Origin of the sequence: Mesorhizobium sp. M0195, from assembly GCF_040322115.1 — a bacterium.
GTDB lineage: Bacteria > Pseudomonadota > Alphaproteobacteria > Rhizobiales > Rhizobiaceae > Mesorhizobium.
In genome coordinates, this window is sequence record NZ_JAMYSV010000004.1 from 1 (window position 1) to 20,000 (window position 20,000).

Annotated in this window: 17 protein-coding genes (1 of these 17 running past the window's edge); 13 read left to right on the forward strand and 4 right to left on the reverse strand. The window is 63.7% G+C overall.

Translation table 11 applies throughout. The annotated features are described in order from the left end of the window. A partial coding sequence (locus NKJ12_RS10505; RefSeq protein WP_352702563.1) for a winged helix-turn-helix domain-containing protein occupies positions 1–812 on the forward strand: 812 nt, incomplete at its 5' end. A 9-nt stretch (positions 813–821) separates the two neighbouring features. Continuing rightward, positions 822–1,475, forward strand: a complete 654-nt coding sequence (locus NKJ12_RS10510; protein ID WP_352702566.1) for a Vgb family protein — start codon at positions 822–824, stop codon at positions 1,473–1,475. 40 nt (positions 1,476–1,515) lie between these two features. On the opposite strand, the gene NKJ12_RS10515 is transcribed toward NKJ12_RS10510, so the two are convergent. Beyond that, positions 1,516–2,001 (reverse strand): MarR family winged helix-turn-helix transcriptional regulator, encoded by a 486-nt coding sequence (locus NKJ12_RS10515; protein ID WP_352506689.1) that lies wholly within the window; start codon positions 1,999–2,001, stop codon positions 1,516–1,518. Positions 2,002–2,102: 101 nt separating this feature from the next. On the opposite strand from NKJ12_RS10515, the gene NKJ12_RS10520 reads away from it, so the two are divergent. Then, on the forward strand, positions 2,103–2,993 hold the full coding sequence (locus NKJ12_RS10520) for a DMT family transporter (protein WP_352702567.1): 891 nt from the start codon (positions 2,103–2,105) through the stop codon (positions 2,991–2,993). Positions 2,994–3,012: 19 nt separating this feature from the next. Here NKJ12_RS10520 and ubiG read toward each other — a convergent pair whose 3' ends face one another. Further along, positions 3,013–3,762: a bifunctional 2-polyprenyl-6-hydroxyphenol methylase/3-demethylubiquinol 3-O-methyltransferase UbiG gene (gene ubiG, locus NKJ12_RS10525; protein ID WP_254816707.1), complete on the reverse strand. Its 750-nt coding sequence runs from the start codon at positions 3,760–3,762 to the stop codon at positions 3,013–3,015. Positions 3,763–4,035: 273 nt separating this feature from the next. Here ubiG and NKJ12_RS10530 point away from each other — a divergent pair, with 273 nt between their 5' ends. From NKJ12_RS10530 to NKJ12_RS10570, 9 genes are all read left to right on the forward strand, one after another. Beyond that, positions 4,036–4,539 carry a putative glycolipid-binding domain-containing protein gene (locus NKJ12_RS10530; protein WP_352691518.1) on the forward strand — a complete coding sequence of 168 codons (504 nt, stop codon included), beginning with the start codon at positions 4,036–4,038 and terminating at the stop codon, positions 4,537–4,539. A gap of 199 nt (positions 4,540–4,738) precedes the next feature. After that, positions 4,739–5,992, forward strand: coding sequence for an aspartate kinase (locus NKJ12_RS10535; protein WP_352456701.1), 1,254 nt, complete (start codon positions 4,739–4,741; stop codon positions 5,990–5,992). A 180-nt stretch (positions 5,993–6,172) separates the two neighbouring features. Then, positions 6,173–8,443, forward strand: a complete 2,271-nt coding sequence (ptsP, locus tag NKJ12_RS10540) for a phosphoenolpyruvate--protein phosphotransferase (RefSeq protein ID WP_352691520.1) — start codon at positions 6,173–6,175, stop codon at positions 8,441–8,443. An 8-nt stretch (positions 8,444–8,451) separates the two neighbouring features. Continuing rightward, the gene (prfA, locus tag NKJ12_RS10545) at positions 8,452–9,531 is read left to right on the forward strand and encodes a peptide chain release factor 1 (protein ID WP_254816711.1); all 1,080 of its coding nucleotides are present in this window, start codon (positions 8,452–8,454) and stop codon (positions 9,529–9,531) included. After that, a complete protein-coding gene (gene prmC, locus NKJ12_RS10550) occupies positions 9,524–10,402 on the forward strand; it encodes a peptide chain release factor N(5)-glutamine methyltransferase (protein ID WP_352691522.1) in 879 nt (292 codons plus the stop codon). The genes prfA and prmC overlap by 8 nt, the downstream gene beginning before the upstream one ends. 331 nt (positions 10,403–10,733) lie before the next feature. Continuing rightward, positions 10,734–11,756, forward strand: a complete 1,023-nt coding sequence (locus NKJ12_RS10555) for a DUF4167 domain-containing protein (protein ID WP_352691523.1) — start codon at positions 10,734–10,736, stop codon at positions 11,754–11,756. Between the two features lie 348 nt (positions 11,757–12,104). Beyond that, on the forward strand, positions 12,105–14,711 hold the full coding sequence (clpB, locus tag NKJ12_RS10560) for an ATP-dependent chaperone ClpB (RefSeq protein WP_254816714.1): 2,607 nt from the start codon (positions 12,105–12,107) through the stop codon (positions 14,709–14,711). A 145-nt stretch (positions 14,712–14,856) separates the two neighbouring features. Beyond that, on the forward strand, positions 14,857–15,222 hold the full coding sequence (locus tag NKJ12_RS10565; protein WP_352702569.1) for an MmcQ/YjbR family DNA-binding protein: 366 nt from the start codon (positions 14,857–14,859) through the stop codon (positions 15,220–15,222). A gap of 234 nt (positions 15,223–15,456) precedes the next feature. After that, positions 15,457–16,941: a L,D-transpeptidase family protein gene (locus tag NKJ12_RS10570; RefSeq protein WP_352702571.1), complete on the forward strand. Its 1,485-nt coding sequence runs from the start codon at positions 15,457–15,459 to the stop codon at positions 16,939–16,941. Positions 16,942–16,962: 21 nt separating this feature from the next. Here the strand turns inward: NKJ12_RS10570 and NKJ12_RS10575 are convergent, their stop codons facing one another. Further along, the gene (locus tag NKJ12_RS10575) at positions 16,963–17,289 is read right to left on the reverse strand and encodes a TMEM175 family protein (protein WP_352702574.1); all 327 of its coding nucleotides are present in this window, start codon (positions 17,287–17,289) and stop codon (positions 16,963–16,965) included. 245 nt (positions 17,290–17,534) lie between these two features. Between NKJ12_RS10575 and NKJ12_RS10580 the strand changes: the two genes are divergently transcribed. Further along, entirely contained in the window at positions 17,535–19,100 is a 1,566-nt protein-coding gene (locus NKJ12_RS10580; protein ID WP_352702576.1) for an MFS transporter, read from the forward strand. A gap of 18 nt (positions 19,101–19,118) precedes the next feature. Here NKJ12_RS10580 and NKJ12_RS10585 read toward each other — a convergent pair whose 3' ends face one another. Continuing rightward, positions 19,119–20,000 carry the 3' end of a M23 family metallopeptidase gene (locus NKJ12_RS10585; RefSeq protein ID WP_352702578.1) on the reverse strand. 1,077 nt of this gene lie beyond the right edge of the window, so only the last 882 of its 1,959 coding nucleotides appear in the window; the start codon falls outside the window, past its right edge; the stop codon is at positions 19,119–19,121.

The following is a 20,000-nucleotide window of genomic DNA, read 5'->3' on the forward strand; positions in this document are numbered from 1 at the left end:
CCCCCGCGCGCCCGGGGGCTGCGGGGGCCTCATTCTGGTTGGTGGCGCGCGACCGCCAGCGGGGCGGGTTCGCCCGGGGCCGCGGGCGGGCCTCGCCGGGGGGGGGGGGCCCCGCGGCGCGCGCGGCGGGCATCCCCGCGCTGATCGCGGAGGTGGAGAGCGCATCCCTGGTGCTGGACACCCCGGCGGCACGCCTTATCGCCCGTGGTGAGGAACGGCCCCTCCTGCTCGATGAAGTCGAAGCGCTTCTGGCGTCGGGGGCGCTCGTGGTGGATGCATGCCGCAATGTCGTGCGGGTAGCAGATACGGTCGTCTCGCTGGCGACCCGCCCGGTGCTGTTCGCGCTGGCCCGCGCGCTGGCCGAAGCCTGGCCGGGGGACGTGGCAAGATCGACGCTTATCGCGCGCGCTTTCCGCGGAAAGGACGCGGACGAATCACATCGCGCACGGTTACGGGTCGAAGTCGGGCGGCTTCGCGCGGAGCTTCGTAGCTTGGCCGATGTGAGCGCAACGAAGCGGGGGTTTGCGCTGGCGCCGCGCCGCGCAGGTGAGGTCGTCGTGCTGGCGCCGCCCGTCGAAGAAGAGCATGCCCCCGTGCTCGCCTTCCTCGCTGACGGCGAGTCTTGGTCGAGTTCGGCCCTGGCGATTGCGCTTGGAGCCAGTTCGCGTACCGTGCAGCGGGCGCTCGAGCAGCTCGCCCAGGCCGGCAAGGTGCAGGCGTTCGGCCGCGGACGGGCGCGTCGCTGGATGACCCCGCCGCTGCCGGGTTTCCCGACAATCTTGTTACTCCCCGGTCCACTGCCGGGCTACTAGGATGGAATTATGGAACGATCCTCTGCCGAAATCATCCGTGAATACGGACCCTTTCCGGGTGTCGACCACGTAGACGGCGTTACCTTCGACGGTGAGCATGTCTGGTTTGCCTCAGGCGACAGATTGAACGCCTTCGATCCGGCAAGCGGCAAAGTGGTGCGCTCGATCGAGGTCGCGGCACACGCCGGAACGGCCTTCGACGGCCAGCACCTCTATCAAATCGCCGAGGATCGCATCCAGAAGATCGATCCAAAGAATGGCCAGGTGCTGGCGTCGATCCCGGCGCCTGGCAATGGCGGTGATTCCGGGCTCGCCTGGGCCGAAGGAACGCTCTGGGTCGGGCAGCATCGGGGCCGAAAGATTCATCAGGTCGATCCCGAGACAGGGGCAATCCTTCGCACCATCGTTTCCAACCGCGTCGTCACCGGCGTCAGCTGGGTCGACGGCGAGCTGTGGCATGGGACTTGGGAGGGCGAGGAGAGCGATGTCCGGCGGATCGATCCTGAAACGGGAAAGGTTCTGGAGAAGCTCGATATGCCGCCGGGAACAGGCGTGTCGGGGCTCGAATCCGATGGCGGCGACCAGTTTTTCTGCGGTGGCGGAAACAGCGGCAAGATCAGAGCTGTTCGCCGGCCCAAACGAGGCTCTGCGACCAAGATCTGAGCTTTTTCCATCCCCTCGGCCCGGCCCTTGGCCGGTTCGGTTAGCTCAAGCTCGCGATCAGTTTTTCGAGCAGGCGGGCCAGCATGGTCTGCTCCGGGCGTGCTAACCCAGAAAGTATCTGGTGCTCGTTGGCGACGTGAGCAGTCACCGCCTCATCGATCAAAGCGAGGCCCTTCCCGGTCAGCTGCACAATAATCCCGCGGCGATCGTCGGGGTGCGGCCCGCGCTTGATCAGGCCGGATTTCTCGAGCCGATCGAGGCGGTTGGTCATCGCGCCCGACGTCACCATCGTCGCCTCGTACAGAGCCGTCGGCGTCAGCGCATATGGCGGCCCGCAACGACGCAGCGTCGCCAGCACGTCGAATTCTCCGGATTGCAGCCCGTAACTTGCAAACAGCGGCGCCAGCCGCTCTCGTGCGATCAACGAGGCGGCCTCGTTCAACCGTCCAAGCACGGCCATCGGCGAGACATCGAGATCCGGCCGTTCCTTTTTCCATTGCTCGATCGCTTTTGCCGCGCGATCCATGTCTCTCACCGTTATGTATCTTGACGTGAAGAATCTTTATATTATCTTACCTCAGCTTGTGGTGTAGGCCAAGGGCCGCGAACGGGCGACGGGATGGTGCGATGAAATTTCTCTGGGACTCGGCGCTTGGCCTTCTGGTCGTCACCGGCGGACTGCTCGGCCTGACGCTGCCGTTCGGCAAGATCGCGACGATGGCCGGCGTGCCCGCCATGGTCTGGGCCTTCGTCATCTCGCTTGGCGCCGGCGGCGTGCTTTTGTGCGCATTGCTGCTCAACGGGCAGCGCATGCGGCTTACGCTGCACAGGCTGCGCTATTTCTTCGTGACCGCGGCCGTCTCCTACGCAATCCCCAATCTGCTGATGTTTTCAGCGATTCCGCATCTGGGCGCCGGCTATAGCGGCATCATGTTCACGCTGTCGCCGGTCGTCACGCTGGTGTTCTCGATTCTGCTCGGCGTCAGGCGCCAGACCACGCTGGGCGTCGTCGGCATCGCCGTCGGTTTCGTGGGCGCAGTCATGGTGGCCGTGACGCGCGGCGAAGCGGGCCAGCCGGCCGAATTTTTCTGGGTTGCGATGGGCCTGCTCATCCCCGTCAGCCTCGCCGCCGGCAACATTTACCGTACCGTCGACTGGCCCGAAGGCACCGGCCCGATCGAGCTCGCCGTCGGCAGCCGTCTGGCAGCAGCTTTGATGCTGCTTGCCGGCATTCTGGTGCTGCTGGAAGGCAATGCATTCGGCTCGCTCGGCGGCGTGCGGCTGGTCGCTGCGGCACAGGTGGCATCAGCCTCGGCGATGTTCGCCTTCTTCTTCCGCCTGCAAGCGGTCGGCGGCCCGGTCTATCTCAGCCAGATCGGCTACGTCGCGGCGGCGGTCGGGCTGTTTGCCGGGACCCTCTTCCTCGGCGAGCGCTATCAACTGCTGACCTGGGCCGGTGCCGTCATCATCACCGCCGGCGTGTTCATCACCACCAGGGCGCAAAGCCAGAAGACATAGGGGCGAGAAGGCATAAGTTTCAGACGGATGCTTTCTCCGCCAGCACCATGTAGTTGACGTCCATGTCCTTCGAGCGCTGCCAGCGGTCGGCGAGCGGGTTGTAGGTGACGCCGGTGCGGTCGATGACGGTCAGGCCAGCACCTGCAAGCGCCTTTTCCAGTTCCTCGGGGCGCACCAGCTTGCCGAACTGGTGGGTGCCGCGGGGCAGCCAGCGCAGCACATATTCGGCGCCGATGATGGCCAGGCCCAGGGCCTTCAGCGTGCGGTTGATGGTGGCCACGAACATGATGCCGCCGGGCTTGACCATCTCGCCGCATTTGGCCAGGAACAGATCGACATCGGCGACATGCTCGACCACTTCCATGTTGAGGATGACGTCGAATTTTTCGCCGGCGTCGGCCAGGTCTTCCGCGGTGGTGGCGCGGTAATCAACGCTCACGCCGACTTCCGCCGCATGCAGCTTGGCCACTTCGATGTTGGTGGCGGAGGCATCGGCGCCGACCACTTCGGCGCCAAGCCGCGCCATCGGTTCGCACAAAAGCCCGCCGCCGCAGCCGATGTCAAGGAAGCGCAGGCCTTCGAACGGCCGTGCCGCACGCGGATCGCGGCCGAAGCGGGCCGCCACCTGGTCGCGGATATAGGCAAGCCGGATCGGGTTGAACTTGTGCAACGGGCGGAACTTGCCGTTCGGGTTCCACCATTCGGCGGCAAGGGCGGAAAAGCGTTCCACCTCTCCGGCATCGATCGTCGATCGTCGGGGCTCAGGCATCGCGTGGTCTCCTCGGACGCTAGGAAGTCGGGCGCGAGGCTGCGAATGTCAAGGCGCGAAATTCACCGCCGGCTGCGCGATGCGCGCGATGCCTGCCGACGCCGCCTTTTGCCGGCTGCATTTGTGTCAGCACGTGTCAGTTGATGGTGTGCCGGAAGGAAACGCCTAGGCTTTGGCGAACGAAGCAGAGACATCGGGTTCGGAGGAGTGCACAACGATGCGAGCGGTTGCTTCCATTCTTTGGCGCCGGCTTGACCAGGAAGGCCACGACGCTTGTCGGAAGCGAGTTCTGGGTGGAATCTCAGGGGACAAGCGCTTTTCGTCCAGGACGGCAAGCCGTGCAGCATCGCGTACGAAGTGGACTGCGACGCCGATTGGCGTACACGCTCGGCGCGCGCCGACGGCTTTGTCGGCACGCAAGAGCTGCATTATGGGATCGACCGGCTGACCGAGCGCCCATGGACGCTGAACGGCGAGCATCAAGCGGAAGTCGACGGCCTCATCGATGTCGATCTCGGCTTCACACCCGCCACAAACCTTTTGGCGCTTCGCCGTTTTGCCCTCGATGTCGGCATGGCGACGCCCGCGCCGGCAGCCTATCTGACATTTCCCGAACTCAGGCTCGTTCGCCTGGAACAGACCTACCAGCGCGTCGATGCGGCACATTACGCCTACGAAGCCCCGATGTTCGGCTACAATGAGATGCTGGAGGTCTCGCCGATCGGTTTCGTCCTCGACTATCCGCGCCTGTGGAGAGCCACGGCACAGCTGGGCTGAAGCGCGCACCATATTGGCAAGACGCAGGGCAGGCACGATGCTGCGCTGGTGTGTCGCCCGGCCGCCAGCGGCGGCACGCCTTGCGAAACGACTGTCATTTGGCTAAGGAGGCCGCGCATTGAGCGCCTCGCCACAGCTTGGCGCATTTTTCCACTTTTCGGCCTTCGGTCCGGCATCCAGTCAAAGGCATTTCGCTTCCATGGCGCGCATCGTGATGAAATTCGGCGGAACGTCCGTCGCCGACATCGCCCGCATCCGCAATGTGGCGCGCCATGTCAAACGCGAGGTCGATGCCGGGCATGAGGTCGCAGTGGTGGTCTCGGCGATGGCCGGCAAGACCAACGAGCTCGTGCAATGGACGCGCGAGGCCTCGCCAATGCACGATGCGCGCGAATATGACGCCGTAGTCGCTTCCGGCGAACAGGTTACGGCCGGCTTGCTGGCGATCGCGCTGCAGAACATCGGCGTGCATGCCCGTTCCTGGCAAGGCTGGCAGATTCCGATCAAGACCGATAACGCGCATGGCGCGGCGCGCATTCTCGATATCGACGGCGGATTCCTGATCAAGCGCTTCGGCGAAGGCCAGGTGGCGGTGGTCGCCGGTTTCCAGGGCATCGGGCCGGACAACCGGATCGCAACGCTCGGCCGCGGCGGTTCCGATACCAGCGCAGTCGCCATCGCGGCGGCGGTCAAGGCCGACCGCTGCGATATCTACACCGATGTCGATGGGGTCTACACGACCGATCCGCGCATCGAGCCGAAGGCCCGGCGGCTGGCCAAGATTTCCTTCGAGGAAATGCTCGAAATGGCCTCGCTCGGGGCCAAGGTCCTGCAGGTGCGCTCGGTCGAGCTTGCCATGGTGCACAGGGTGCGTACCTTTGTGAGGTCGTCCTTCGACGATCCCGATGCACCCGGAATGGGGGATTTGCTCAATCCGCCGGGAACGCTTATTTGCGACGAGGAAGAGATCGTGGAACAGCAGGTCGTCACCGGAATTGCCTATGCCAAGGACGAAGCGCAGATTTCGCTGCGCCGCGTCGGCGACCGGCCGGGCGTCGCCGCCGGCATTTTCGGGCCGCTGGCCGAGGCCAACATCAATGTCGATATGATCGTCCAGAACATTTCCGAGGACGGCAAGTTCACTGACATGACTTTTACCGTGCCATCCGGCGACGTCGACAAGGCGCTTGCCGTGCTCGAACGGCTGAAGGCGACGATCGGCTACGACGTGGTGCAGTCGGAAGCCGGCATGTCGAAGGTCTCGGTCATCGGCATCGGCATGCGCAGCCATGCAGGCGTCGCCGCCACAGCCTTCAAGGCGCTGGCCGACCGCGCGATCAACATCCGCGCCATCACAACGTCCGAAATCAAGATTTCGATCCTGATCGACGGTCCCTATACGGAACTAGCAGTTCGCACTTTGCATTCCGTGTACGGTCTGGATAAGCAGTAGCAGACTGCATCGGCCCGAAAATCGGAGTCGATTTTCGGAAGGCGGGATGCGCGGATCGAAAGGCTTGGAGCGGTCTTTATGCGTCCAATTGGACGATGGCGCTCTAATTGAGTTGTTGCGTTTGTGCCGCTGTGCAGGGCAACCTGCACCGGTTGAAACGCTATTGGAGAAGAAGCCGCGATGCGTGATTCGGCCAGTGGCCCGCGCGTTTTGCTGAAACGGCTCCGCGAGCTCATGCAAGAGCCGCTGGAGCCGCAGGAGCGGCTTGACCGAATCGTGCGCGACATCGCCTCCAACATGGTTGCCGAGGTCTGCTCGCTTTATGTTCTGCGCGCCGATTCGGTGCTCGAACTCTACGCCACCGAAGGCTTGAACCCGAACGCCGTCCACCTGGCGCAGCTGAGGCTGGGCCAAGGCCTGGTCGGCACGATCGCGGCCTCGGCGCGGCCGCTCAACCTCTCCAACGCGCAGGAGCATCCTGCCTTCGCCTACCTGCCGGAGACAGGGGAAGAGATATACAATTCCTTCCTCGGCGTGCCGGTGCTGCGGGCAGGGCGGACGCTCGGCGTTCTGGTCGTGCAGAACAAGACCATGCGCCATTATCGCGACGACGAGGTCGAGGCGCTGGAAACGACGGCGATGGTGATCGCCGAGATGATCGCCACCGGCGATCTGGAGCGGCTGACAAGGCCCGGCCTAGAGCTCGATCTGCGCCGCCCGGTAAGCTTTACCGGCCTGTCCTTCAATGAAGGCGTCGGGCTCGGCCATGTGGTGCTGCACGAGCCGCGTATCGTCGTCACCAACCTGTTCAACGAGGATAGCGAGGAAGAGGTCAGGCGGCTCGACGCGTCGCTCGGCTCGCTCAGGCTGTCTATCGACGACATGCTGGAGCGCCGCGACGTCGCCTTCGAGGGCGAGCATCGCCAGGTGCTCGAAGCCTATCGCATGTTCGCCAACGACCGCGGCTGGGTGCGCCGGCTGGAGGAGGCGATCCGCAATGGCCTGACGGCCGAAGCGGCGGTCGAGAAAGTGCAGAGCGACATGCGTGCCCGCATGCTGCATATGACCGATCCGTATCTGCGCGAACGGATGAGCGATTTCGACGATCTCGCCAATCGGCTGCTGCGGCAACTGATGGGGCGCGGACCGGAGGACGTCGCGGCCGCGCTGCCCAAGGACGCCATCATCGTCGCCCGCTCGATGGGGGCTGCCGAGCTGCTCGATTATCCCAGGGACAAGCTGCGCGGGCTGGTGCTGGAAGACGGCGCCGCGACCAGCCATGTCGTCATTGTGGCGCGAGCCATGGGCATACCCGTCGCCGGCCAGATGAAGGGCGCCGTTTCCATGGCGGAAAACGGCGATGCCATCATCGTCGACGGCGAGGAAGGCGCGATCCATCTGCGCCCGCAGCCCGACCTCGAGGCGGCCTATGCCGAGAAAGTGCGCTTCAGGGCGCGGCGGCAGGAGGTCTACCGCGAGCTGCGCAAGAAGCCGTCGGTGACCAAGGACGGAGTCCAGGTCGATCTTCTGATGAATGCCGGACTGGCGGTGGATTTGCCGCAACTGGCCGAAGCAGGTGCGGCCGGCATCGGCCTGTTCCGCACCGAACTGCAATTCATGGTCGCCTCGACCTTTCCGCGCGCCGAAGCCCAGGAGCGGCTCTATCGTGACGTGCTCGAAGCGGCGCGCGGCAAGCCGGTGACATTCCGCACCATCGATATCGGCGGCGACAAGGTGCTGCCCTATTTCAAGGGCTCGATTCAGGAAGAGAACCCGGCACTCGGCTGGCGCGCCATCCGCCTGACCCTCGACCGGCCCGGATTGCTGCGTACCCAGATCCGCGCGCTGCTCAAGGCGTGCGGCGGACGCGAACTGAAGCTGATGCTGCCGATGGTGACCGAACTCGGCGAGATTGCGCAGGCGCGCGAGATCATCGATCGCGAGGTGCGGCATCTGTCGCGCTTTGCCCATCATTTGCCGACCAGCCTCAAACTCGGGGCGATGCTGGAGGTGCCGTCGCTGCTGTTCCAGCTCGACGAACTGATGAAGGCGGTCGATTTCGTCTCGGTCGGCTCGAACGACCTGTTCCAGTTCGTCATGGCGGTGGATCGCGGCAACACCCAGTTGTCCGACCGCTTCGACCCGCTCTCGACGCCGTTCCTGCGCGTCCTGAAGCAGATTGCCGACGCCGGGGCGCGCAACCATACGCCGGTGACCCTGTGCGGCGAACTTGCCGGCAAGCCGATTTCGGCGATGGCGCTGATCGGCCTTGGCTACCGCTCGATCTCGATGTCGCCGGCATCGATCGGCCCGGTCAAGGCGATGCTGACTGAACTGCCGCTCAGCGAGCTGGAGGCGTTCTTCGACGACAATCTGATGGCGCCGGCGCATGGCCTGCCGATGCGGGCGCTGCTGCAAGCCTTTGCCGACGACCGCTCTATACCGCTATAGACTTCGCCATGATCAACCTGCCCCGCGACCGTATGGATCAAGTCGTCAAGCGTTTCGACATGCTCGAAGCGCAGATGTCGGCCGGGCCGGCGCCGGACGCCTATGTGAGGATGGCCTCCGAATATGCCGACATCCAGGAGATGGTGGCAAAGATCAGGGCACTGCGCGCCGCCGAGCGCGAACAGGCCGATCTGGAGGCGATGCTCGCCGACAAGGGCACTGACGCCGAGATGCGCGCCTTAGCCGAGGCCGACCTGCCGGAGGTCAAGCATCAAATCGAGGTGCTGCAAAAGGACATCCAGATCCTGCTGTTGCCCAAGGATGCCGCAGACGACAAGAACGCCATCCTCGAAATCCGTGCCGGCACCGGCGGCGACGAGGCGGCGCTTTTTGCCGGCGACCTGTTTCGCATGTACGAGCGCTATGCAGCGGCGCATGGCTGGCGTTTCGAGACGGTGTCGGCCAGCGAAGGCGAGGTCGGCGGCTACAAGGAAATCATCGCCACCGTTTCGGGCAAGGGCGTCTTTGCCCATCTGAAGTTCGAATCCGGCGTGCACCGGGTGCAGCGCGTGCCGACGACCGAGGCGGGCGGGCGCATCCACACTTCGGCGGCGACGGTCGCGGTGCTGCCGGAAGCCGAAGAGGTCGACATCGACATCCGGGCCGAAGACATCCGCATCGACACGATGCGCGCCTCGGGTTCCGGCGGCCAGCACGTCAACACCACCGATTCGGCCGTGCGCATCACCCATCTGCCGACCGGCATCATGGTGGTGCAGGCGGAAAAATCGCAGCACCAGAACCGGGCGAAGGCCATGCAGATCCTACGCGCCAGGCTTTACGACCTCGAACGCAGCAAAGCGGACGAGGAACGTTCAGAATCGCGCAAGTCGCAGGTTGGCTCGGGCGACCGCTCGGAACGCATCCGCACCTATAATTTTCCGCAGGGTCGCGTCACCGATCATCGCATTAACCTGACGCTCTACAAGCTCGACCGGGTGATGATGGGCGAACTCGACGAGATCATCGACGCGCTGATAGCCGATCACCAGTCGAAGCTGCTCGCCGATATAGGCATCGATGGCTGACAGCCTGCCCGCCACTCTGGCGCCGCTGCTGCGGGAAGCGCGAAACCGGCTCGCCGCAGCCGGGATTGCGGATCCGGCGCTCGATTCCAGGCTGATCGTCGAGCATTTTTCCGGCACGAACCGCACGCAGGCCATCGCCGATCCTGGGTGCGCGGTCGATGCGGACGTGACGGCGGGAATCGATGCCGCCTTGCGCCGGCGCATCGCCGGCGAGCCGGTGCACCGCATCCTCGGTTACCGCGAATTCTACGGCTTGCGCCTTTCGCTTTCGCCGCAAACGCTGGAGCCGCGACCGGATACCGAAACGCTGGTCGAGGCGGTGCTGCCTTTCGTCAAGGCAATGGCGGCACGCGAAGGCGGTTGCCGCATCCTCGATCTCGGGACCGGCACCGGTGCCATCGCGCTGGCGTTGCTCAGCGCGGTTCCGGCCGCGACCGCCACTGGCGTCGACATTTCGCAAGAGGCGCTGGCCACCGCCACGCGCAATGCCAGGGAATTGGGGCTCGCCGGCCGGTTCACGGCGCTCAAATCCGACTGGTTTGAAAAAGTTTCTGGCCGGTACCATGTAATTGCCGCAAACCCTCCCTATATACCCTCAGACGACATTGGAAATCTGCAGGACGAGGTCCGCAGTTTCGATCCACGCCAGGCCCTGGATGGCGGTGTGGACGGTCTGAGCCCCTACAGGAAGATCGCCGCAGGAGCGGCAGCGTATTTGGAAGTCCAAGGCAGGATTGCGGTCGAGATCGGCCATACGCAGCACCAACAGGTTACGGAGATATTCTCCGCGGCCGGGTACAGTTCTGTCGGGGTGTTTCGTGATCTCGGCGGAAACAACAGAGTTCTTGTGTTCGAACGGTGGAAGCCGTGATGCAGTGCGAAAAAAGCGCTTGGCAATACCGGGGAATGCGGCTAGGGTCGCCTTAACCGGATGAGACGAAGCAGGCAGTGCTCTTAGCGATTCGGTTTTCCTTGGAAATAGCTGCCTTCTTGCGCAAACGACGCCCAAGCTTCGTGCGGGAATCGTCCGGCAAGTGAAGTAACCGGAACAGGATGGCACGTGGCGCCAACGCAATTGATGCGGGCGAACGCCGGTGAAAGAACGAAACGGCTGGCCGCATGAGCGCCTCCGTTCGTGAAGAGTTTTTCGAAAATTTCAAAGTGAAGAGAGTCTAATGAGGCCACAACAGCAAAACAGGCGCATGCGCGGTCGCAACAACAATGGCGGCGGCGGCAATAACAATAACAACAACAACCGTAAGGGGCCGAATCCCCTGACGCGCAACTATGAGAGCAACGGCCCGGACGTGAAGATCCGCGGATCGGCTCAGCAGATTGCCGAGAAGTACGCAACCCTAGCCCGTGACGCGCACAGCTCCGGCGACCGGGTGATGGCGGAAAACTATCTCCAGCACGCAGAACACTATAACCGCATCATCGCAGCCGCTCAGGCGCAGATGCCGATCCAGAACGCCCAGCAGATTCGCGATGATTTCGACGATGATGGCGACGAGGATCGCGACGAGTTCGACAATGCTGGCAACAACAATGCCAACGAGACATCGGGCTCGACGGTCAATCAGGGGGCCGGCCCGCAGCCGGTCATCGATGGCACGCCGGCCGAGCTGGCGCTGAACCAGGAAAACAGCCGTGACAATCGCGGCGGCCGCGATAACCGTGACGGCCGCGACAATAATGGCGGTCGCCACCGCGACCGTCGCCCCAATGGCGGTTACGGCCAGAACGGCCAGCGTGGCGAGTTTAGCTCGCGCGGCGAGCAGCAGGGTGGCCAGCGCGTCGAACAGCCACGGCGCGAGGAGGTTCCGGCGCAGGCGGAGCCCGTGCGGGCAGCTGAGCCGATCTTTGTGGGTGAGCCCGCACAGCAATTTCACAACCTTTCGCCGGCGGGTCTCGCCGCCCAGGCCGAGCTCAACGAAGCCGCTGCCGAAAGCAGCCCGGCCCGCCGCCCCAGGCGCCCGCGTCGCCCGCGCCTCGATGTCGAACAGGCAAATGGCGGCAACGACAACGCCGGCCCTGAGAGTGCCGAGACAAGCAATGCCGAGACAAGCAATGCCGGGACTGGCAATACCGAGACTGGCAATGTCGGGACTGGCAACACCGAGACTGGCAATACCGAGACTGGCAATACCGACGCTGGCAATGTCGATGCAGCGCCGGCTGAAAGCCCCGGCGGTCAAGCTGTGATCGCAGACGTCGAGAATTGATCGAAAAAACGTTCGGCCGATCTTAGGGCATCCTTTAGCCCAAAGGCGCGTCGCGTTCGACCGGCCTCATGCGACGCGCGTTAGGTTCCTATTGTGATGATGCATATCGTTATCGCAAAACCGCCGCGCACTTTTGCGGGACATGTATGGACGGCGGAGAGAAATCTCCGCCGTTTTTGTTTTGCGTGCTCGCAATATTATTATCCATTCGCCAGTGTCGAGGCGTCTTGAGGGTCCGTGGTTTGCGTCCCATATCTTGCGTGAACAGGATCCGGCTCGAACGGGCGGGTCCGTCACCGCAATCTGATCCGGTGCCGCGAAGCGGGCCGGTGACGGAAGGAGACAGGCATGAATCTTGAAAAATATTCCGAGCGCGTGCGCGGCTTTATCCAGTCCGCGCAAACCATGGCGCTTTCCCGCAATCACCAGCAATTCACCCCCGAGCATATCCTCAAGGTCCTCGTCGATGACGACGAGGGCCTGGCTGCGTCGCTGATCGAGCGCGCCGGCGGCAATGTCCGGGACGTCAAACTCGGCGTCGAAACGGCACTGGAGGCAATGCCCAAGGTCGAGGGCGGCAATGGCCAGCTCTATCTGGCCCAGCCGCTGGCAAAGGTGTTTTCGACCGCCGAGGAACTGGCCAAGAAGGCCGGTGACAGCTTCGTCACCGTCGAACGGCTGTTGCAGGCGCTCGCCATGGAAAAATCGGCCAAGACGGCCGACATCCTGGCCAAGGCCGGTGTCACGCCGCAGAAGCTGAACCAGGTCATCAACGACGTACGCAAAGGTCGTACCGCCGATTCGGCGAGCGCCGAGCAGGGCTACGACGCGCTGAAGAAATACGCGCGCGACCTGACGGCGGACGCTCGCGCGGGCAAGCTTGACCCGGTCATCGGCCGTGACGACGAGATCCGCCGCACGATCCAGGTGCTGTCGCGCCGCACCAAGAACAACCCGGTGCTGATTGGCGAACCCGGCGTCGGCAAGACGGCGATCGCTGAAGGGCTGGCGCTGCGCATCGTCAATGGCGATGTGCCGGAATCGCTCAAGGACAAGCAGCTGATGGCGCTCGACATGGGCTCGCTGATCGCCGGGGCCAAATACCGCGGCGAGTTCGAGGAGCGGCTGAAGGCGGTGCTTTCCGAGGTCACGTCCGCCGCCGGCGGCATCATCCTGTTCATCGACGAGATGCACACGCTGGTCGGCGCCGGCAAGGCGGATGGCGCCATGGATGCGTCGAACCTGCTGAAGCCGGCGCTGGCCCGCGGCGAACTGCACTGCGTCGGCGCCACTACGCTCGATGAATACCGCAAGCATGTCGAGAAGGATGCGGCCCTTGCCCGCCGCTTCCAGCCGGTCTTCGTCAATGAGCCGACGGTCGAAGACACCGTCTCGATCTTGCGCGGGCTGAAAGAGAAATACGAGCAGCACCACAAGGTGCGCATCTCGGATTCGGCGCTGGTCGCGGCCGCAACCCTATCCAACCGCTACATCGCTGACCGCTTCCTGCCGGACAAGGCGATCGACCTGGTCGACGAGGCCGCGTCGCGGCTCCGCATGCAGGTCGATTCGAAGCCCGAGGCGCTGGACGAGATAGATCGCCGCATCATGCAGCTCAAGATCGAGCGCGAGGCGCTCAAGGTCGAGAAGGACGACGCCTCGAAGGACCGGCTCGCCCGGCTCGAGAAGGAACTCTCGAACCTCGAGGAGGAATCGACCGAGCTGACCTCGAAATGGCAGGCCGAGAAGCAGAAGCTCGGGCTTGCCGCCGACCTCAAGAAACAGCTCGACGAGGCGCGCAATGAACTTGCCATCGCCCAGCGCCAGGGTGAATTCCAGCGCGCCGGCGAACTTGCCTACGGCAAGATCCCGGAACTCGAAAAGCAGCTGAAGCAGGCCGAAGCCAGGGATGGCAAGGCCGGCATGGTCGAAGAAGTGGTCGGCCCCGATCACGTCGCCCATATCGTCTCGCGCTGGACGGGGATCCCGGTCGACAAGATGCTCGAAGGCGAGCGCGACAAGCTGTTGCGCATGGAAGACGAGATCGGCAAGCGCGTCGTCGGCCAGGGCGAGGCCGTGCAGGCAGTATCGAAGGCGGTACGCCGTGCGCGCGCCGGCCTGCAGGACCCGAACCGGCCGCTCGGCTCGTTCATGTTCCTCGGGCCGACGGGCGTCGGCAAGACCGAACTGACCAAGGCGCTGGCCAGCTTCCTGTTCGACGACGAGAGCGCGATGGTGCGTATCGACATGTCGGAGTTCATGGAGAAGCACTCGGTCGCCCGGCTGATCGGCGCGCCTCCCGGCTATGTCGGCTATGAGGAAGGCGGCGCGCTGACCGAAGCGGTGCGGCGCCGGCCCTATCAGGTCGTGCTGTTCGACGAGATCGAGAAGGCGCATCCGGACGTGTTCAACGTGCTGCTGCAGGTGCTCGACGACGGCCGGCTGACGGACGGGCAGGGCCGCACGGTCGACTTCCGCAATACGCTGATCATCATGACGTCCAATCTCGGCGCCGAATATCTGGTCAATCTCGGCGAGGACCAGGATGTCGACGTCGTGCGCGACGAGGTGATGAATGTCGTCAGGGCTTCGTTCCGGCCGGAATTCCTCAACCGCATCGACGAGGTGATCCTGTTCCACCGGCTGCGCCGCCAGGATATGGGCCAGATCGTCCAAATCCAGCTCAAGCGGCTGGAAAACCTGCTTGTCGACCGCAAGATATCGCTTTCGCTCGATCAGGAGGCGATCGACTGGCTGGCGGCCAAAGGTTACGACCCGGCCTATGGCGCGCGGCCGCTGAAGCGGGTGATGCAGAAGGAATTGCAGGATCCGCTGGCGGAAAAGATCCTGCTCGGCGAGATCCTCGACGGCTCGACCGTCAAGGTCACCGCCGGATCCGACCGCTTGAACTTCCGCTCGAAGCCCGCGGTCGTGGCAACCGAGGCGGCCGCCTGAGTTCAGGCCAAGAGCCTGTTCCATCCCGATCGAATCGGGATGGAATTCCTATCAATTTCGACCATGATCTTTTCCGAAAAACCGGCATCCGCTTTTTTGCTACGCCGACCGTCGGTTCATGGTCTAACACCACTGGCGGGCGCAGATGACTTTGGACGACTACAACAGTTTCTGCGCCTCGCTGCCCTCAACGACCCATGTCATGCAGTGGGGCGGCGCGCATGTCTGGAAAGTCGGCGGCAAGGTGTTTGCGATCGGCGGCTGGAGTGAAGGCAAGGAGCCGTTCGTCACCTTCAAATGCTCCGAGATCGCTTATGACGTGCTGAGGGAACAGCCGGGCCTTCGGCCGGCGCCGTATCTCGCCTCGCGCGGCATGAAATGGATCCAGCGCCGGACAAGCGAATGCATGGATGATGAGGCGCTGAAGGAATATCTGCGCGAAAGCCACCGTCTCGTCGTGCTGAAGCTGACGAAGCAGGCGCGCAAGGAATTGGGATTCGCTGCCGGTTAATCGGTCAGAAATCCGCCATCTTCATGCCCGGTTCATATTGGAACCTTATCGTGTGCAAGTGATTTGCTGGCGAAGGGGTTGGCGACCACATCGGCCCGAAATCGAGTTTGATTTTCGCAAAGCACGATGCGGAGATGTAAGGCGTTAGAGCGTCCTTGCACCCAAAAGGACGCGCGGCGCTCTTGAGAGACAATGCCGGCGGCGGCAATTACGAACCGGAGAATTTTGGCCATCATGTTGCGCACCATCCTCACCCTTTCAGCGCTTGCTGCCGGGCTGCTGGCGTCGAATGCGATGGCCTCGCCGATGGCCGATACCGCGCCGCGGGTGGTTCGTGCTGCCAATGACGGCGGTATTCTTGTCGCCCAGGACGGCAATCTCGACATCTATTACGACGCCAGGGGAAACCGCGTCATCGTCGATGCGGAAACCGGCAAGGTCATCGCCATCCAGCCGCCGCAGACCAGGCTCGACCGCCGTGTTTTGCGCCGCGAGCGCTTGCGCAACCTCGGACCGGTCGAGGAGGACGATCCCTATTATCTCGACGACCCTGAGGACACGGCCCGGTTCCGCCGCAGGCAGTTGGAAGACGAAGGCAGGATCATCGTGCCGCCGGCCGACGAGTACGACCCCTATAGCGACAATTCGATGGAAGCCTTCCCCGAAGCGCCGCGGGATGACGGCTACGGCAACGATTATCCGGAGGCAGCGCAGCCGGTGAGGCCACGCACCATCGAGCGCCAGCCGCTCAACGAGGCCTCGATCGAGCCGGTCGAGCCGACGGTGCCGAATGAGCATGCGTCCTTGCCGCCAGACATAGCCCCGCCGCCAAGCACTGGCGGCAAGACGGCGGTCGACCCGTCGCTTTCGCTCGGCGCCCGCCAGGACGTGGCGGCGCTGCAGGTGCTGCTCGACCGCGCCGGTGCGTCGCCCGGCGTCATCGACGGACGCTTCGGCTCGAATGTCGACAAGGCGCTCGCCGCCTATAACGAGATCACCGGCAGCAATCTGAAATCGACCGACGCGATCGGTATCCAGGCGGCCCTGGCGCAATCCGGCGGCGATGCCTTCGCCTCCTATACGATCACGCCCGAGGATGCGGCCGGCCCTTATGTTGCCTCGATACCGGAGGACTACAGCCAAAAGGCCCAGCTCGACCGCATGGGCTACACGTCGGTGCCCGAAGCGCTGGCCGAGCGCTTCCATATGGATGAAACCTATCTGAAGCAGCTCAATCCGGACGCCAATTTCAATCGTCCGGGCACCATCATCAAGGTTGCCAATTTCGGCAGGCTGGTGGCGACGCCGGTGGCGCGCATCATCGCTGACAAGGCCAACAAGCAGGTCCGTGCCTACGACGCGGCAGGCAAGCTGGTCGCAGCCTATCCGGCGACTATCGGCTCGTCGGACACGCCCTCGCCGTCCGGCACGCATACGGTGTCGCGTGTCGCATTGGACCCGAACTACACCTACAACCCGAACATAAATTTCAAGCAGGGCGAAAACGACAGGATCCTGACCATCCCGCCGGGGCCGAACGGCCCGGTCGGCTCGGTCTGGATCGCGCTGGACAAGCCGACCTACGGCATTCACGGCACGCCGGATCCGTCCAAGATCGGCAAGACCGAAAGCCATGGCTGCGTGCGGCTGACCAATTGGGATGCGCGCGAGCTCGCCAAGATCGTGACGCCCGGCGTTATAGTGGAGTTCGTCGACTGAAGCGCAACGCCTTCGCTCGAATCACCCGATGACCTTGCGCAGCAGTGGCGCGCGCAGCGCTGCGGCATAGGTCAGCTGCACCACCAGGATGAAGCCGACGCTGAGCAAAGGGCTGGCTAGGCACAGTGCCGCGCCGATCGCCCACAGGATCTGTGCCTTGACGATGCGCAGATAGACCGTTCGGGTGGTCTCCGCGTCGACACCGTCGGCCAGAAATCCGTTTTTGTCCGCGTAGCGCCAACTGGCGAGCAGCGTCAGTCCCAGCATCAGAAGGTTGAGCCAGTAGACGAGCACCGCGGTCCTGAATTCAAGGAAGTCGGCCAAAAGATCGGTCGAAAACGGCAGCAAGGCGATGAAGCCGAGGAAGCAGAGATGCCGACGACGCGCCCGCGTCCTTCCGCCGAGGGCTCGAGCGGTCGTTTCATGCGGTAGTTCCCCCTTGTTGCAGCGTTGCGGGAATCTAGCACGGCATCCACCGTTTGCACCCGGACGGGCGTTCTCTCCTGCCTGTATGGCCAGGTTCGGCCTGGTTTCAACGAGAACAGCCTGCTGGCCGGTTGTCGGCGGCATGCCGGCGGTCTAGGTAAGGCGGCATGCACACGCCAACCAAAGTCGGTACTGGCGCCATTCCCCTGACCGGCTCACTTCCGGCCGATACGTTCTGCCCGCGGGCGCGGCGGCGGTTCGTGCTGATCGCCGCGATTCTGGCTTCCGCGCTCGGCTTTATCGATGGATCGGTCCTGGCCATTGCGACGCCGGCTATCCGCGTCGATCTCGGCGCCAGCCTGGCCGAGGCGCAATGGATATCCAACGCCTATGCATTGGCGCTTTCAGCCCTCATTCTCGTCGGCGGCGCCGCCGGCGATCGTTTCGGCCTGCGCCACTCTTTCGTCGCCGGCATCGTCCTGTTCATTGCCGCCTCGCTTGCCTGCGCGCTGGCGCCTAACCCGGCGATGCTTATTGCATTTCGGGCTGTCCAGGGTATCGGAGCGGCCATCATGGTGCCGGGCAGCCTGGCCATTATCGCCAAAGCCTATCCAAAAAAGGAACGCGGCCGGGCGATCGGCATCTGGGCCGCGGCATCGGCACTGACGACGGCGCTCGGCCCGGTGCTGGGCGGCTTCGTGCTGTCGGTGTTCGGCAACGGCATCTGGCGGGCGATCTTCGCCATCAATCTGCCGCTCGGTCTTATCTCGATCTATCTTCTGCTGGCCAAGATCCCTGCCGACGCGCCGGCGGAAAAGCGCAGCCTCGATCTCGGCGGCGCTGCACTCGCCATATTGGCGTTCGGAGCTCTCGCTTACGGCCTGACCTCGATGAGTGGTGACGGGGAGGGGCTGATGTCCGGCCCGAGTATCGCCGCCGGTGCGGTTTTGCTCGTCGTGTTCATCGTCTTCGAGCGCCGGCGGCGCGAGCCGATGATCGATCTGTCGCTGTTTCGGATCGGCGCGTTCGCGGGCGCCAACGTGGCGACCTTCTTCCTTTATTTCGCCCTGTCGGCCAATTTGTTCTATCTGCCGATGCTCATGATCGCCGGATGGGGGCTGAGCGCGGCCGAGGCCGGCTTTATATTCCTGCCGCTGTCGGCGTTGATGGCACTGTTATCCGGACCGGTTGGCCAGTGGTCCGACCGCATCGGGCCTCGCTTTCCGATCGCCAGCGGCAGTCTGGTTGTGGCTCTCGCCTTTGCCGGACTTGCCTTGCTGGCCTATTGGGGCATCCACAGTTTCTGGCTGGGGGTATTCCCGCTGATGGCTCTGATGGGGTTCGGCATGGCGCTGGTGGTATCGCCGCTGTCGACCGCCATCATGACGGCGGTCGAGGACAAGGATACGGGTGCGGCCTCGGGCATCAACAACGCCGTCTCGCGGATCGGCGGCCTGATCGCCGTGGCGGCGATGGGATCGCTGGCGGCCTGGGTTTATGCTGGCGTGCTCAGCACCGGTGCCGGCACCGGCCTTCCGGGTTTCGGCGAACCGCCGCCAGCCGGCCTGGCGCCCGGCCTCGATGCGGCACGACTTGCCGCCAGCGACGCGGCATTCGCAGCCGTTGCCGCGGTGACCGCGCTGCTTTGCCTGCTTTCGGCAATCACCGCCTGGACGACGGTTTCGGGCGAGCGGCTGCCATGGGTGCGCGACACGGCGAATCAGCAGGGCTGACCACGAAAAAACGTCGGCTCAGCCTTCGATCTTGGCGCTCGCGACCTTCAACTGATTGCTGTCTTCCTGCTTGAGCAGGTCGTCGATGCGTTCGCGCTCGCGCTTGAAGGCGACGAGGTCGTCGCCCTTCAGCGTCTTGCCGACCGGCAGGCGGACGCGCATCGAATCGACCTTGGTGCCGTTGACGATCAGTTCGTAATGAAGGTGCGGACCGGTGGAGAGGCCGGTTGAGCCGAGATAGCCGATAACCTGACCCTGGCGAACGCGAACACCCGGCTCGATGCCTTTGGCAAACGCGCTCTGGTGATTGTAGGACGTCTCGTAGCCATTGGCGTGACGCAAGATGATCTGCTTGCCATAGCCACCGGCCCAGCCGGCCTTTTCGACGACGCCATTGCCTGCGGCAATGATCGGCGATCCTACGGGAGCTGCCCAGTCGGTGCCGGTATGCATCTTCACATACCCCAAAATGGGGTGGCGCCTCGCACCGAACCCGGATGTAAATCGGCCATTGGGCAAGGGATTGCGCAGCAGGAACTGCTCGGCGCTGCTGCCGTTTTCGTCGAAATAGTCGGTGCTGCCGTCCTGCATCTGGAAACGGTAGAAATTTCGCGTCGTGCCGCCGAAAGTCGCGGAGACGTAAAGCAGCTCGGATTCGTCGGACGCCTGGTCGTCGCCATCGGGCTGCGAGAACAGCACCTCGATGCGGTCCGTGGGATTGAGGCGCGACTGGAAGTCGACACTGGATGCCAGCAACTTGATCAGCCGTTGCGTCATCGCCTTGGACATGCCGTAGGAATAGGCGGTGCGGTAGATGCCGTCATAGACGTTCGGCAGATTGCCGCGCACTATGGGCGCAGGCGAATCGTCGAACGCCGTCAGCAATTCGGGATTTGGCTC

Excerpts from the sequence above, each read along its gene's own strand:
- NKJ12_RS10510 (WP_352702566.1), top strand. The coding sequence starts at position 822 with ATGGAACGATCCTCTGCCGAAATCATCCGTGAATACGGACCCTTTCCG.
- NKJ12_RS10515 (WP_352506689.1), bottom strand. The coding sequence starts at position 2,001 with ATGGATCGCGCGGCAAAAGCGATCGAGCAATGGAAAAAGGAACGGCCG.
- NKJ12_RS10520 (WP_352702567.1), top strand. The coding sequence starts at position 2,103 with ATGAAATTTCTCTGGGACTCGGCGCTTGGCCTTCTGGTCGTCACCGGC.
- ubiG (WP_254816707.1), bottom strand. The coding sequence starts at position 3,762 with ATGCCTGAGCCCCGACGATCGACGATCGATGCCGGAGAGGTGGAACGC.
- NKJ12_RS10535 (WP_352456701.1), top strand. The coding sequence starts at position 4,739 with ATGGCGCGCATCGTGATGAAATTCGGCGGAACGTCCGTCGCCGACATC.
- ptsP (WP_352691520.1), top strand. The coding sequence starts at position 6,173 with ATGCGTGATTCGGCCAGTGGCCCGCGCGTTTTGCTGAAACGGCTCCGC.
- prfA (WP_254816711.1), top strand. The coding sequence starts at position 8,452 with ATGATCAACCTGCCCCGCGACCGTATGGATCAAGTCGTCAAGCGTTTC.
- prmC (WP_352691522.1), top strand. The coding sequence starts at position 9,524 with ATGGCTGACAGCCTGCCCGCCACTCTGGCGCCGCTGCTGCGGGAAGCG.
- NKJ12_RS10555 (WP_352691523.1), top strand. The coding sequence starts at position 10,734 with ATGCGCGGTCGCAACAACAATGGCGGCGGCGGCAATAACAATAACAAC.
- clpB (WP_254816714.1), top strand. The coding sequence starts at position 12,105 with ATGAATCTTGAAAAATATTCCGAGCGCGTGCGCGGCTTTATCCAGTCC.
- NKJ12_RS10565 (WP_352702569.1), top strand. The coding sequence starts at position 14,857 with ATGACTTTGGACGACTACAACAGTTTCTGCGCCTCGCTGCCCTCAACG.
- NKJ12_RS10570 (WP_352702571.1), top strand. The coding sequence starts at position 15,457 with ATGTTGCGCACCATCCTCACCCTTTCAGCGCTTGCTGCCGGGCTGCTG.
- NKJ12_RS10580 (WP_352702576.1), top strand. The coding sequence starts at position 17,535 with ATGCACACGCCAACCAAAGTCGGTACTGGCGCCATTCCCCTGACCGGC.